Here is a 14,368-nt window from a genome sequence, read left to right as displayed (position 1 = left end):
GTCGACAGCAGCGTACAGCCAGTACTGTTCATCGTCGAGTTGGATCACGGTCTCGTCGACCGCGACGTGATCCGGCGAGTGACCGTCCTCGGGCTGTAGATCAGCCTTATGCACCCAGTTGTGGACGGTCGATTTGACGCGGTCAACACCGAACAGTTCGAGAATCGAAACAGTATTCGAAAGCGAGAGACCAGCAAGATGTAGTTGAATACTGAGCTTCATCAACAGTCGCGGTGTTGCTTCTCGCTCCACAAAACCTAACTCGATCTCGTCCAAAGAGTCGTTGAGGCGGGCATTTTCTGGCATAGAGCACTAGAAAACTGCTCCGCCTCACCTTTCAATCCTTATCTGAACACCGCCCATGGGATGAAGCCAATTGACTTGTACGGGACTCACACAGTATCGCCAACCACGCCGTTCGTTCCACTTGTGTTACCATCACTCTTTGAATTCCGGTTATAATACTCCCACCGAGGCTATAATAGGAATTACTAACCTCTGAAACTCTAGTTTCCATTATTTCTGCGGTGAATTCGACTCGTACAAGTAGTGTGATATTTCAAGATTCACCAGTCAGTGTCACATCGCTTGCGCAGAATCCCCCTGTCCGGACGGAATGTTCACAGATTCGACACGAATGACGTCACTTGTGTTACAAATTTCATCCTTAGACCACGGAAAGAAAGGATAAAGAGAACATAAACAGTTGCCCCGGCGAAAATTGCAGTCAACAAAGAGGGAAGCCCGTCGACGTCGAACACGGACTGCAGACCGAAGAGCGCTATAGTCATACCGACTGCCGACAAGAAACACCACCCAATCTCGACCTTCGGGAAGCGGATCGAGACGAACTTGGAGAGATAATATCCGTGCAGAGCAGTATTGAGCACGAAAGATAAGAGTGTGGCCGCAGCAGCCCCGACAATTCCGAATTCAACTACGAGTGCCACATTCAGAATAAGGTTTGCAACGACTGAGACGATGGTAGCGTAGGCCGCTAGGTCGGGTCGGTTAATGCCTTTAAGCGCCCGACCGAGAATTACGTGAATGGCCTGTACCAGCTTTTCACTCATTAGGATAATTAACGCGAGCCAGGCAATCGTAAACTCCGCACCGAACATGTATTCCAGAATTTCCTGAGAGAACACAATCACTCCGAAGACGGAGGGGATGACGAAAATCATCGACGGCGTAATAGCGTTACTAATTGCGGATTCAATCCGATTTTTAGCGTCTTCAGAGTCCCATCGACTGATTTGTGGGAGTAATACCTCTGCGATGGAACGGCTCAGAAGCATCACAATGAGGGTGATTCGCCAGGCAACTTCATACGCTCCGACGTGAGCTTGGGTTAGGAAGAAGCCGATAATGAGCACGTCCATCCAACTGTAGACGTAACCACCTACGAACGAGGCAACATTGTATTTTGCATAATCAAAGAGGGAACGTGCATGCTTGTACGACGGACGGCCAAACGGTGTTGAGGTCTTGTACCAACCCCACACGAATACAACGCCCATTCCTGCCATCAGCCCATATACCAGTCCTATAGCTCCATAGCCGAGCTGGACGAGGATAATACCAACACCAGCCCAGACAATTTGCCTAGCTACGCGGAGTTCAGCCGTTTCACCGACTCGGAGCTCTCCCTTCAAATTGAATTCCGCTAGCTGTTCCGCCTCCTGCAGGACGATGGCTATGGCAAGAAGGAGGGCCAGCTCTGTACCGAGATAGTCGTTCACGTAGGAGCGCAGGAGGAATATTATCAGCACGATTACCGCTATCGGTACCATTTTTATCACTATGGCGCTGGAAAGAAAGCTCCCCGGAGAATCGCCTTCACTGACTCTTTTTTCCACTGCACCACGAATACCGAAGTCGGCCCCGATCTCGAGGATTCCAAGAAGGGCTTGAAAGAGGAAGAACGCGCCCATCGGCGCGGCACCGAGCTCTCTCGAAAAATAGATTAGACCTCCGAACTGAACCGCTGCACTGGTCACTCTAGCGCCGAATAACTTTAGACTTGAATGGGCGAGGCTCATGAATTGTTGCGAGTTGGATACGACTTTAGACAGCTTACGTTTGCGTGATGGGAGCAGGAGTAATAAACATCAATACTTCGTGTGGAGTCCATCCCTAAGAGGCTGGAATAAATCCGAGACCATCAGGTATAATGGCTTTGAACTAATCTCCACATGAGAGAATGAGCAACATCCACGACGTCGAAGTACGCCACCTCCAAGTCAACGCCGACGAACGTGGCCATCTGGTCGAGATGTTCCGGGAGGACTGGGAGGAGTACAACCCAGAGCCGGCAATGTCCTACTTCTCCATGACGTATCCTGGAATCACCCGGGCGTGGCACCGCCACACACTCGGGCAGGTGGACCACTTCGTCTGCCCGAAGGGGCGCATCAAGGTGGGAATCTACGATGATCGCGAAGACTCGCCCACGCAGGGGGAATTAGACACGTTCATCATCGGGGAGCACAACCAGCAGGTTATTCGCATCCCGGGCGAGTGCTGGCACGGTTTCAAAGCCATCGGCGACGAGCCAGCGTTCCTTATCAACTTCCCGACGAAGCTGTACGATTACGACGAACCCGATGAGGAGCGGCTCCCGTATGACACAGACAAAATACCTTTAGACTGGGACGAAGAACCGAGCGGATGACAGATGAAAGGAGTACTTCTCTCGGGTGGGACGGGCTCTCGGCTCCGTCCCATAACCCATACTGGCCCGAAGCAACTCGTTCCAGTCGCAAATAAGCCAGTCCTCGAATATGCAATCGAGGATCTGAAAGAGGCCGGAATCACCGAAATCGGTGTTATCCTCGGGAACAAAGGCCGCGAAGAGATTCAAGAACTTCTTGGGGACGGGTCGAAGTACGAAGTAGATATTACGTACATTGTCCAAGGGAACCCCCTCGGACTCGCACATGCAGCCGGATGCGCCCAGGACTTCGTCGGGGACGACGACTTCGTGATGTACCTCGGGGACAACATCCTCAAATCGGGTGTGACCGAACTCGTAGAGAGTTTCGAGGCTGGAGACTACGGCGCAGGGATAGCTCTTCAGGAAGTCGAAAACCCGCAAGCGTTCGGTATCGCAGACGTAGACGACCAAGGGAACGTCACAGAACTAATCGAGAAACCTGACGAGCCGCCGACGAACCTCGCACTCATCGGGATGTACGTTTTCTCACCCGCGGTCTTCGATGCCATCGACGATCTCGAACCGTCGTGGCGTGGCGAGCTCGAAATCACGGACGCTATCCAAGCCCTTCTTGAAGACGACTACGAAATCGACTCTCACGTCGTCACGGGCTGGTGGAAGGACACCGGAAAGCCTGAGGACATTCTGGAGGCGAACCGTCTCGTCCTCGAAGACACCGAACTGAATACAGCAGGTGTCGTTGAGGACGGTGCAGAGACAAACGGCCGTATCGGACTCGCAGATTCCGCAGTCATAAAGGACGGAGCTGTTGTTCGAGGGCCTGTCTCCATCGCGGAGAACACGACGGTTAAGAGCGGAACATACATCGGCCCGTACACGTCGATTGGCGCGAACTCAACGTTGGAGGGCATCCACATCGAGAACAGCGTCGTCATCGGCGACTCTGAAATCACCGCCAATGGCCGCATCGTCGATAGTCTTCTTGGACGCAAAGCCAACGTCGAAAGCGCAGAAAACCACCTCCCGGAAGGTCGCCGACTCGTCGTCGGCGAGAACTCACAACTCAAACTCTAACGATGCGCATCATCACTCACACCTGCCCGGCCTGCGGGACTATCGTCGCGGCGAACGAACTCGAAGACAACCGAGTGATGAAGTGTCCAGGACTTGACTGCCAGGAAGTCCTACACTTCGAGGACCTCCCCGAGAACGCACGCGAACACTTCCTCGAAAACCGGGACCGTTATCAGATCTAACGCAACGCGTTCCAGACTGCTTCGACATCCTCGCGTAATGTCGGTTGTGGACGGTCAAGCTCTGATTCCACGTTTTCGACATCGAGGCAGGTGTACGCCGGCCGTGTCGCATCTCGTTCGATGTCGTCCATCGATCCCTCCCTGAGCAATTCCTCGCTGTTACCGACGTGATTGGCAATCATCTCTCCGAACTCGTAAGGGGTGACGCACGACGCACACGCGATATTGAAGAAACCAGTAGCGTCCCGCTCAAACAGATCCAGTAGTGTTTCGGCCGCCTGACCCGCACGTGTCGGCGTCACCCACTGATTCGTAAACAACGGGACCTCTTCTCCCGACCGGAGTCGGTCTCGAACCCAGGCCGGAAATCCCGTGAGTTCCTCACCACTTCGGTGGATACCCCAGACGAACGATAGTCTAGCCACAAGCGCATCCGTGATTTCTTCGGTGACCGCTTGTTCGCCTGCTAGCTTCGACTCGCCGTACACCTGCACCGGATTCGTATCCGCAGACTCATTATACGGCTCACCTTCCACCCCATCGAAGACATAGTCCGTCGAAATGTGAACAAAGTCAACGTCGTTCGCGTCACAGTGAGCGGCTAGCCCGCCTGGTGCATCACCGTTGAGTACATGGGCTTGTTCCGGGTTTGTCTCGCAGCGATCGACATCCGTCATCGCAGCACAGTTGACGACCACGTCCGGGTCGTGTTTGCTGAGGATGTCGTCGAAGGAGTCGTGTTCTCGGAGATCGAATTGCGTGAGTGGAATGTCGAACCCCGGCTGCGTCGAGTGATAGGTTCCACAGATACACCACCCACGTTGCTGCCCTGCACGTACGACGTTGCTACCGAGGAGACCGTTCGCACCGACGACGAGGAGTTGCATACTGTAGTCTTCCGACAGTAATGTAAATAGGTACTGCGAACACGGTCATACCATGCGAATCCTCGTCACTGGCGGTGCCGGATTTATCGGTTCAAACTTCGTCCATTACGTACTTGACGAACACGAGGACGACGAAGTGGTTACCCTTGACGCATTGACGTACGCGGGTTCGAAGGATAACCTCGATGGCGTTCTCGACCATCCACGCCACGAGTTTGTCGAAGGCGACATCTGCGACCGCGATCTCGTCACGGACCTCGTTTCCGACGTCGATGCAATCGTCAACTTCGCGGCTGAATCACACGTAGACCGGTCAATCGAAGGTGCGAAACCCTTCGTCACGACGAACGTTCAGGGCACTCAGACCCTCCTCGACGCCGCCAACGAGGCGAATATCGAGCGCTTCCTCCAGATATCGACCGATGAGGTATACGGCCAGATTCTAGACGGGAAGTTCTCAGAGGACGATCAACTCAATCCCCGGAACCCCTATTCGGCGACGAAGGCAGGTGCGGACCTCCTCGCACAGAGCTTCCAGACGACTCACGACCTTCCTGTCCTCATTACGCGGACGTGCAACAACTTTGGTCCCCGCCAACACCCCGAAAAGCTCATCCCGAAATTCATCCAGAATGCTGCCGCCGGTGAGACTCTTCCCGTATACGGAGACGGCTCGAACGTTCGTGAATGGATCTACGTGGAGGATAACTGCCGAGCACTTGACTTAGTTCTCCGTGAAGGCGACGTGGGTGGAATCTATAATATTGGTACTAACGCGGAGAAGACGAACCTCGAAATCACCGAAGCCATCCTAAACGCTGTCGGTGCGGAGGACGACTTAATCGAGTTCGTCGAGGACCGAGCAGGCCATGATCAACGATACGCACTCAACACCGAGAAAATCGAAGCACTCGGTTGGGAACCAAAACACACGTTCGAGGAAGGGCTTGAACGAGCTGTCGATTATTATCTGGGTCAACATAATCAATAAGACACTGTTTTGACGCACCCGCGGAGTGTAAACGCAAAAGTACCGCAGTACCACACGCATCTTGGAAACCCGGGCTAAGACAGAACGCACTCAAAATGGAATACTTGCCATTGTGGGTCCAGTTTCATATTCACTTCAACCATAAGAAGGAGATATAAGGAGGTATTTGGTACGTGCTGCAAAGCACTAACCCAACAGACACGGTTGAGTTTGACAGACACCTTCGGAAATTTCAGCGGCTTGTCCGCATCAGATCGGTTCAGATGCTGCCTATGACGGGGGCGTTATTGTAGGTCCTTGACGTCGCCGACAAGGCACTCGATGTCGAGGGTATCGATCCATCAGCACTCGACGTTCCCGAACGACGGTTCAGGACGGTCTTTCTCAAGGAAGCAAGAAAATCGCCTTTCCTCAAGGACTTCTACGAATATCTCGAAGGCTCCGATTCCGTGCTCCCCGAACTCGGTTACAGGACGCAGTCTGCGTTCGTGAGTTACGGGACACTTCGTACCGAAGCGAACGAACGCCTCCCCGAAGAGTTGGCTGAACTGGAGCGAGGGCGGGATGCGTTCGAGGCAGCTGTCGTCCGAGCAGTGTATGCAGTGTTCCGGAACGGGATCACGCCTCCGGAAGCGGTGAGTGCAGCATATGGGTTCGACGCTGTTCGTCCGCCACTATACGAGAAGTCAGTGCTGCGACCCGTGAAGCAGGAAGCCCTCCAGAGTTGGGTTCGACTCCTCCTCACCGAAACACTGCAGCCCCTCACGTTCCATCGCGAACAGAGTCAGATTGAGATCCCACAGTTCGTCGGACTCTTCGCTGCGTCTGCACTATACGACTGTGGGGTCCAGACGGTCCCCGACGTCGTCGATTACCACGAAAATCGCGCGACAGTTCCGAAAGGCAGCGGGGTTCCGAAATACATCGACGACCTACCGCTCAATGACAGCGAGGCAGCGTTCGGCGACGAAGGGAAGCAATCGATCGTCGACCAATTCGACGCCGTTCATCGTGCCACGCTCGAACTCGCAAACGAGCGAGGGTTCTTCGACAAACCGCTTTCGCTGGCTGTCGATATGTACCGTATCGATTGGAACGGGGCGAACGACGGTTCCACGATCAATCGTCCCCCGATGTCAGAGACCGATGTTCGCTCACAATGGACGTACGCAGTTCTGAGCATCATCGACACGGACGCTCGATTCACGCTCGGCACGCGATGGCTCCCGAAGAAGAGCCGGTATCCAGCCGCAATCAAGAATATGTCGTCGATTCCGAAGGACTATTTCGATGTCAAGGCGGTCTACGCCGACAGTGAACTCATCTCAGGTGATCTAATCAACGCGTTCCGCGGGCTTGCGGATTCGGATTGGGTGGTTCGGGCCCCGAATCACAAGGCGGTGATTTCGCAATTGAAACGGTTCACTCCTGCTAACCACATCGGATACGTGCCATCGGTCTCTTGGAACACGACTCCGAAACCCGCTGCCATCGTCTATCCCTACGATAGCAACGACCCTGATACAATCGAATTCACTGCACGCCAACTGAAACGGGCCCCGCCAATTAGCATGGACGAACAAACGACGATCCTCTCCGGAGACGGGAACGCGGAAACGCAACCCGAGCTCTCTCTTCCTACGCTCGAAGAGAAGTTCGACGACCCTCAGTCGGAGCCCGGCGTTGGAGACCCTTCGACGCATGCTGCGTACTTGACGGACCGTGCCCTTCCGGAGCGGTCGGGAGATGGAATTCATTTCCAGTACTACCAGCGGTGGGCCATCGAGGAGTTCATCAACGAGATATCCAATAACTTGATGCCGGTTATCGAGAGCGCGAACCCGAAACTGCGACTGTACGGCATGAATCTCGCTGTTCTATTCCAGAACTGGCATACCCTCATCAACCGCGCTCCTTCCCCTGAGCTCAACAACGACGGGCAGGCGATGATTCGAGACATCGCACAGGTCGCATGGGACGACGAGACTGGGACTGTGACGGTCGATGTCTCCGACGACATAGAGGTGGGTTGCTGATGCGGGTCGAGCAGAGAGGTGCTTGAGACCAACATACGCGGCTGGGGGACGCGGCGCCTGTGCCAGGGCTGTCTTCGATCGAACCTGTGGTAAAATTCTGGAACTTCGCCGTCTCACTTTCTGTAGACTGATGGACTGGCTTAGAGTCCGAGGTCGCGTAGCCTCCAGTCGTCGGGAAGCTCGCTCTCGAAGCCCGCGTCGGCGACGAGTTGGCGGATGCGTTGTTCGACTGCGTCGTCGAGTTCGAACGTGTAGTCGAGTTCGTCGTGCCAGCTCCAGTTTCGGGGCGTTGTCGGCCACTGGTCGTCCGTTCCTAAGCCGTACACGCAGTCGAGAAGGTAGCGAGTGTACGGGATGTCGTCTCCAAGTCCCCACGAGAGCGTTCCCTCGATGGGCTCGTCGAGCACGAGACGCTCGAGGCCGTCGATGGCTGCGTGCTGGTCGGCGTAGAAGGCGTGTTCGAGCATTGGATTCACCAAGAAGATATCCTCGGACGCGCGGTCGTGGAGCCGGTCCACGACGGCGTGGTCGGGGTGCCCGATGCCCCATCCGTACGCGTGTGTTTCCTCGCGGACGACGTCCTCGGTGTCTTCCGCGGTGACGGCCACGTCGTCGAGATACGTGAGCGCCGCGACGGGGATCGCTTCGACGCCGTCGGTCACGCGGGTGCGGATTACGTGTCGTCCGACCGCGTTCGCAATCGCGGGCGTCGCCAGCGGCACGTCGTTCTCGACGGTCGGGTCGTACGCCGCGGCGACGTCACCGAGGAGCGTCCAGCCCTCCGAGTGGGTGGCATCATCCAGCGCGTCGGCGACGCGCTCGTAGTACGGCCAGAACACCTCACGGTCCCCACCATCGTCGATGTCGACCGCTTCCGAGAGCGCGGTCTCGAACGCCGCAACAGCGTTGTGAACTGCAGTCAAGTCTCCGTCATCCACGCGATCGAGGTGGTCGTCGATTTCGTCAGTCAGCCCTCCGGCTTCGGTCGAGTCCTCACTCTGGAGGACCGACTCGGTGTCCGAACACTCGTGGAGCCGTAGCCGCGAGAGCGTCTCGAACGTCTCCCCGCAATCGTCGCATTCGTGTGCCATTCCGTTCGTCACGTACTTCGAGGTGCTACTTCGAACTATCGTACTGTAAACTACCCCACCCTACTTCGCTCACCGCATACGCGGTTCGCTCGTTGAGGGTGGGGCTTTGATGTGGACTCCCGGCAATCAGTCACCAGCAACAGGCCGGTGACTCTCGCCGTTCAACGTCCCACCATTCACACGCAGGTCTACTGCTGCGTCTCCGCTCCCCGACGTGGGCGAGGAACGGAGTCTGTGTGTCCGCTTTCGGGCGTACCGTAGCCCGATATTCTTCGCACCGTTGTAATCCGCGTTCACCTCGTAGCCACACTTCTGGCAACAGAAGTGTTCTCCGTGGCGGTTATCCTCGTGTGTGAACCCACAGTCCGTCCGAGAACAGCGTTGAGACGTGTGGTCTGGCTCTACTTGCTCCACGGAGACGCCCTGTTCAGGGGCTTTGTAGGAGACGTACTCTAAGAGGCGTCGGAACGCCCATACGTGGTGCCACTTCGCCTGCGGCAGTCGCTCTCGAATGTCGGTCAAGTCCTCGAACACGATTACGTCGCAGTCGTGTTCAACGGCTTCTGAGACGATTTCGTTGGCGACCGTGTGGATGTACTGTTTGCGCCATGCTTCCTCGCGCTTTCCGAGGCGGAGCAGGGCGTTGTGCGCGGCTTGTGTGCCGCGTTGTTGCATCTCACCACGCCGCTTCTCAAACTCACGGCACCAGTGGTCGTAGTCGTCTCCCTGCCAGAATGTTCCGGTCGAGGAGACTGCCAACGAGTTGACGCCGAGGTCAATACCGAGGACCGTTTGGTCGGGGTGCTCGGTATCTTTCGAAACCTCTGCGTCACCGTCTGTCCGCCGTGTTGAGAGTTGGATGTAGAAATCGTCGTCTACCGCGTCGTATCGAACCGTACTCTCGCGGAACTCGTAGTCCCCGGAGAGAACGTACTGTTCATAGGGCGTCGGACTGTCTGCCGGGAGAATGAACGACGGTTCGACCCGCCCCTCGACGGTTGCCAGCGACACCTTGTTTCGGTAGAAGGTCGCGCTCCGTGCGTCGTAGTCCATCGTTTCGGCGGTGAACGTGGGGCAAGAGACACGCTGTCCTTTCTCCCATCGTTTGACACACGCTTTGACGGCTTCGACCGCGCGTTTGATTGCGGCTTGGACGAGTTGTGCCTGTAAGTCTGTCTCCTCTCGAAGTTCGGAGTAGAGTGCGTCACGAACCTGTCTCTTGTTGGTTCTGCACTCGGTGTAGGAGGTGTCGTACCAACAGTAGTCGGCGGTTCGGTTCGCGCAGTACAGGTATTGCTCGGCAGTTCGGTGGAGTGCATCGCGTTGCTCGTCGGAAAGGTCAAGTTTCACGACGGCGGTTCGACGCACCTCCATGACTTCAGAGAGTGTCCGGGGTACTTATATGTCCGGGAGTCGGTCGCAGTACGTTGGTTGTGTCGTATCGTGTCGGTTTCCTCTCCGGCCTACTCACTCCCTTCGCCACGCTTCGGTCGCTCCTTGAGGCCGGAGGCTCCACCTCGAAAACGCTGAAGGACCGTCTACGAAGGTGGGAGTGACCTCGAGACCAGGAAGACTTCGGTCATTATCGCAGTCATCATTATCCAGCGTACGACCTTCCACGACCGGACGGAGGTACTCGACGCCCTCGGAACGACTCACGCGTCGTAAGCACTACCTCGATGAGAAACTCGCCACTGAAGGACGCGTTGTCGACATCGACGAATTACCCTACCTGGTCGAGGAACACGACGCTCTTCGGGCCTCCCTGCAGGGATTCGTCGAAAAAACAACTACCAAGGGCCAGAATCGTTGCTCGTCTGTGTGGGTCGAGCGTGAACACGGTGGAATCCGAAGTGCTCGGCCACGAGAGCCAGTTGTACGGTCGCCGGGAGGGGAGAGATCGGTCTCCAGTCGTTTGCCTTCCGGTAGCCCCTCGACGTCATCACTTACGACCTCAAAGGCGCGATCCCGTCGGATGCTGTCACCGGTGGGACGCCGATGTCTCTCACTCTGTGGATCTTCCACTCTGGAGGCTAGCAAAGACCGAGTATAGTACTTTGAAGTATCGTACTCTGAAGTATGATTACCGAAAGTATCATTATCGGTGCTGTGGTGGGGTTGGTATGGTCGAGTTCGTGAACCGGACGGAGGAACTCTCGCGACTCAGGGGTCTGTACGAGTCGGAGAGTGCCGAACTTGCAGTGATTTACGGTCGTCGACGACTCGGAAAGACGGCCCTCGTCCGGGAGTCCTTGGAAAGAGACGAAAAGCCAGTAATCTACCAGGCGAGACAGAAAACGAGCGAGCTCCAACTCAAGCAATTCATCGACGCAGCCGCGGAATCCTACCCGGGCGTGACCCGTATCCGGGAAGACTGGGAAGAGATCCTCAGATATCTAGCCGAACAGGACGCTATCATCGTCCTCGACGAGTTCCCGTATCTCGTCGAACAGGAGGAGAGTCTCCCATCGGTGTTACAGGCGATGTTCGACCACGAACTCGACGATTCAGCTGCGACGTTCGTTCTCGTCGGCTCGTCGATCAGCATGATGGAAGAAGCCGCCCTCCTCGGAAATAGTCCACTATACGGTCGATCCTCGCTCAAACTCGACATCCGACAGCTCCCGTTCGACGCCGCGATGGAGTTCTTCGACGAGACGTATACTGCAGACGAGCAGGTCCTCACATGGGGCGTTTTCGGTGGCGTGCCGTACTATCTCGAAGAGGTCTCACCCGACGCGACGCTCGCAGAAAACGTCCAACAGACGATTCTCTCCCGGCACGGGACCCTCCATGACGAACCGGATTACGTACTCCGGATGGAACTGACCGAACCAACACGGTACTTTTCGATCTTGGAGGCCATCGCCGGTGGAAGCACCAGTCGGAACGAGATTGCGGGGACGACTGGCATCGATTACAACCAGCTCTCGAAATACCTCGGCCGACTCTCTCGGCTACGGCTCGTCGACCAGCACGTCCCGATTACCGAGCGGAAGGAGCGGAGCAAACGCAGCCGGTACCGGATCCGAGATCCGTTCTTCCGCTTCTGGTTCCACTTCGTCTACGGAACCGGCGAACAGTACGACGAACTCGGGACCGAGGCATTCGAGACCCTTATCGAACCGGAGCTCCCTGATTTCGTCAGTCGTTCCTTCGAGGAGTTGTGCTGTTCGGCGCTTCGGTCCCTGTATCCGGAGTATACGATCACGCAAACCGGGCAATGGTGGTACGGTGAACACGAGGTTGACGTCGTTGGCCTCACGGCGGGAGACACCCTCGTCGTCGGCGAGTGCAAATTCCAGCAGTCGCCCCTCGGCTACGACGCACTCTCGAAACTCCAAGATCACGTCGAGGAACTCCGGTGGACACCGGAAGACGGCAGTAGCCGCGCCGAGCAGTACGCGCTGTTCTCACGGAACGGGTTCAAACCGTCCGTCGAAGAGGAAGCGGCAGACCGAGACGATCTTCGACTCTTCACCGTCGCTGACGTCGTCGACTCGTATTGAGAACCCCGTGATCGACCGTGACATCCTCCTCGCCGTAAACGGCGAGGCTTCCCCTGCATGGGGAATACCAGTCAGTCGTCGTCCTCAGAACCTTCGGTTCTGATGGGCTGCACGAGACCGTTGGTCTCGTGAACGCTGGTAGAGGATTCCGACTCTTCGTCGGCCGTGAGCGTCATCTGCGAGGGTATCTCGCTCGTCTCACGGTGAGTCGTGGCGGTGTCACTACCGCTCCCATCCCGAGGCGAGTCATCGCGTTCCGCCTTGTCAAGCGGGACGCTCTCTCCCCACGGGTCAACCCGTCGTGCGATATTCACAGCAGCGTTGATGTCGGCCTGAAACGTCGAAACGTGACAGCCGTCGTGCGGACACCGGAACTCGGCTTGTGAATCCCGCCGACCGAGACGGTGGCACGAGTGACACGTCTGCGAGGTGTACGCCGGATTCACGTACTCGACCGAGATGCCTGCTTCCGTCGCCTTGTCCTCGATGCGCCCTTGAAGTCGGGCGAACGCCCACGAGTGAAGGCGACGGTTCATGTACTTCCCGTAGTCGAGACGCTCACGGATGTACGTCAAGTCCTCCATCACCAATACCGGATTCTCAAACTGTTTGGCGTACTTGACGACCTGCCGAGACGCCTTCTCAACGATGTCGGTGAGCGCGTTCTGGTAGTGGCTGAATCGGTCTTCGATTCGCCACTCGGATGCGTCACGCTCTTGGAGTCGTTTCAGGGTTGTGTGCATCTCTTTGCGGAGATGCTTCGCTCTGCTTCCGCTACGCACGAGCGGGTCAGTCGGAGAACCGTCCTTGAGGGCACAGCCCGTGATGAGAGCGGTTTCCCCGATGTCTAAGCCGATGTGCGTGGCGTCACCGTCCGTCGCTGGTTCTTCGACTGGGTACTCGACGGTGACGTGCAGTACCCAGTTCTTCCGGTGCTTCTGGAGCCGTATTTCTCCCGCCTTCGCGTCCTCCGATACGAGATCGTGCCAGAGATCTTCCTGTTCTGGGTTGATGCGGAGCGGTATCCAGAAGTTCGTACCCCGACCGGGACGGGGAACCCACCACGTGAACTCATACTCGCGTTCGCCGGAGTGGTCGAACTTTGCAGCCTGATTCGTGAAGCGTATGGGGTGTTCGTCGTCCAACTCCTTGGCGTTGTACGTCTTGCGGAGTTTCGGGACGTAGTTGCAGAGGGCAGCCTTCGCCTGATACGGCAGGTCGTAGGGCGTCACGATGTCGCTCACCGCCGACATGGTGCTCGCCCCGGCGTCGAACGCCTCTTGCAGACCGTCACGGTAGGTTTCGAGCAGGTCGTTGAGTTTCGACTGCTTGTGCGCGGTCGGTGGCGCGAACGTCGCCTGCAACGTCTTCGTGACGGTCAGAGACACGCTACTGCTCCTTGACGTACTCCATCAGCACGTCGATACTCACTTGGCCGGTGGTGGCGAGGAAGTACCCCGGTTGCCAGAACGCCTTGTCGAGCGCCTGCCGAACCTCGGGGTTCTCGTCGCGGATTTTGCGGGACGTGACGCCCTTGAGCGAGTTGATGAACTTGGTGAGGTCGGTCGTTGGCTTCGCTGTGAACGGCTTCATTGAATCCGCAGAGGGCGACGGGATTCACTGTTTCACGGCTTGTTCGACGTTGTAGACTGCGGCGGCGAGCACAATTTCACGAAACTGGCGATACCACGCTCGCGCTCGGACGGCGGAGCCGTACGAGCGCTTAATCACCGAATTCACGGTCTCACACACCGACCGCTGGTTGTAGAGGTCATCGTCGATCCGGGCGTTGTGCGCGTGGTCGTACGGTGCGAAGACGCGATGCTTGATCAGCGGTCGAACGCCTTCTGCGCGAAGCTCCTCGCGGAAACCCATATCGTCGTAGCCCTTGTCGGCGGCGAGGCTCCGCAGGTCGCCTGCG

General features: G+C 56.7%; 12 protein-coding genes and 2 pseudogenes. 6 read left to right on the top strand and 8 right to left on the bottom strand.

Annotation, left to right across the window (positions count from 1 at the left end):
- Both BLT27_RS17945 and BLT27_RS17940 read right to left on the bottom strand, forming a co-directional pair.
- Positions 1-306: pseudogene (locus BLT27_RS17945) on the bottom strand (IS6 family transposase); the annotation flags it as partial.
- Between the two features lie 314 nt (positions 307-620).
- Positions 621-2,042, bottom strand: a complete 1,422-nt coding sequence (locus BLT27_RS17940) for a flippase (RefSeq protein WP_089736397.1) — start codon at positions 2,040-2,042, stop codon at positions 621-623.
- 161 nt (positions 2,043-2,203) lie between these two features.
- Between BLT27_RS17940 and BLT27_RS17935 the strand changes: the two genes are divergently transcribed.
- The 3 genes from BLT27_RS17935 to BLT27_RS17925 are packed head-to-tail and all read left to right on the top strand — an operon-like array spanning position 2,204 to position 3,933.
- Positions 2,204-2,674: a dTDP-4-dehydrorhamnose 3,5-epimerase family protein gene (locus BLT27_RS17935; protein ID WP_089736395.1), complete on the top strand. Its 471-nt coding sequence runs from the start codon at positions 2,204-2,206 to the stop codon at positions 2,672-2,674.
- 3 nt (positions 2,675-2,677) lie between these two features.
- Positions 2,678-3,751 (top strand): glucose-1-phosphate thymidylyltransferase, encoded by a 1,074-nt coding sequence (locus BLT27_RS17930; protein ID WP_089736392.1) that lies wholly within the window; start codon positions 2,678-2,680, stop codon positions 3,749-3,751.
- 2 nt (positions 3,752-3,753) lie between these two features.
- Entirely contained in the window at positions 3,754-3,933 is a 180-nt protein-coding gene (locus tag BLT27_RS17925; protein ID WP_089736389.1) for a hypothetical protein, read from the top strand.
- On the opposite strand, the gene rfbD is transcribed toward BLT27_RS17925, so the two are convergent.
- Positions 3,930-4,820 carry a dTDP-4-dehydrorhamnose reductase gene (rfbD, locus tag BLT27_RS17920; protein ID WP_089736387.1) on the bottom strand — a complete coding sequence of 297 codons (891 nt, stop codon included), beginning with the start codon at positions 4,818-4,820 and terminating at the stop codon, positions 3,930-3,932. The two genes, BLT27_RS17925 and rfbD, sit on opposite strands and share 4 nt — an antisense overlap.
- A 52-nt stretch (positions 4,821-4,872) precedes the next feature.
- Between rfbD and rfbB the strand changes: the two genes are divergently transcribed.
- The gene (gene rfbB, locus BLT27_RS17915; protein WP_089736385.1) at positions 4,873-5,811 is read left to right on the top strand and encodes a dTDP-glucose 4,6-dehydratase; all 939 of its coding nucleotides are present in this window, start codon (positions 4,873-4,875) and stop codon (positions 5,809-5,811) included.
- A gap of 449 nt (positions 5,812-6,260) precedes the next feature.
- Positions 6,261-7,847 (top strand): hypothetical protein, encoded by a 1,587-nt coding sequence (locus tag BLT27_RS17910; RefSeq protein ID WP_089736383.1) that lies wholly within the window; start codon positions 6,261-6,263, stop codon positions 7,845-7,847.
- 140 nt (positions 7,848-7,987) lie between these two features.
- Here BLT27_RS17910 and BLT27_RS17905 read toward each other — a convergent pair whose 3' ends face one another.
- Positions 7,988-8,938: a DUF8137 family protein gene (locus BLT27_RS17905; RefSeq protein WP_089736398.1), complete on the bottom strand. Its 951-nt coding sequence runs from the start codon at positions 8,936-8,938 to the stop codon at positions 7,988-7,990.
- Positions 8,939-9,064: 126 nt separating this feature from the next.
- On the bottom strand, positions 9,065-10,312 hold the full coding sequence (locus tag BLT27_RS17900) for an RNA-guided endonuclease InsQ/TnpB family protein (RefSeq protein ID WP_089736381.1): 1,248 nt from the start codon (positions 10,310-10,312) through the stop codon (positions 9,065-9,067).
- Between the two features lie 749 nt (positions 10,313-11,061).
- On the opposite strand from BLT27_RS17900, the gene BLT27_RS17895 reads away from it, so the two are divergent.
- Complete coding sequence (locus BLT27_RS17895) at positions 11,062-12,447, top strand: ATP-binding protein (protein ID WP_089736379.1); 1,386 nt, start codon at positions 11,062-11,064, stop codon at positions 12,445-12,447.
- A gap of 71 nt (positions 12,448-12,518) precedes the next feature.
- Here BLT27_RS17895 and BLT27_RS17890 read toward each other — a convergent pair whose 3' ends face one another.
- The 3 genes and pseudogenes from BLT27_RS17890 to BLT27_RS17880 all read right to left on the bottom strand — a co-directional run.
- Positions 12,519-13,835, bottom strand: coding sequence for an RNA-guided endonuclease TnpB family protein (locus BLT27_RS17890; protein ID WP_089736377.1), 1,317 nt, complete (start codon positions 13,833-13,835; stop codon positions 12,519-12,521).
- A gap of 1 nt (position 13,836) precedes the next feature.
- Positions 13,837-14,031: pseudogene (gene tnpA / locus BLT27_RS17885) on the bottom strand (IS200/IS605 family transposase); the annotation flags it as partial.
- A gap of 33 nt (positions 14,032-14,064) precedes the next feature.
- Positions 14,065-14,368, bottom strand: a 304-nt coding sequence (locus tag BLT27_RS17880; protein WP_139172287.1) for a transposase, incomplete at its 5' end; no start/stop codon positions are given.

The sequence above is a fragment of the Haloarchaeobius iranensis genome, assembly GCF_900103505.1.
Lineage (GTDB): Archaea > Halobacteriota > Halobacteria > Halobacteriales > Natrialbaceae > Haloarchaeobius > Haloarchaeobius iranensis.
This window is presented reverse-complemented; position numbering and strand designations above follow the sequence as displayed.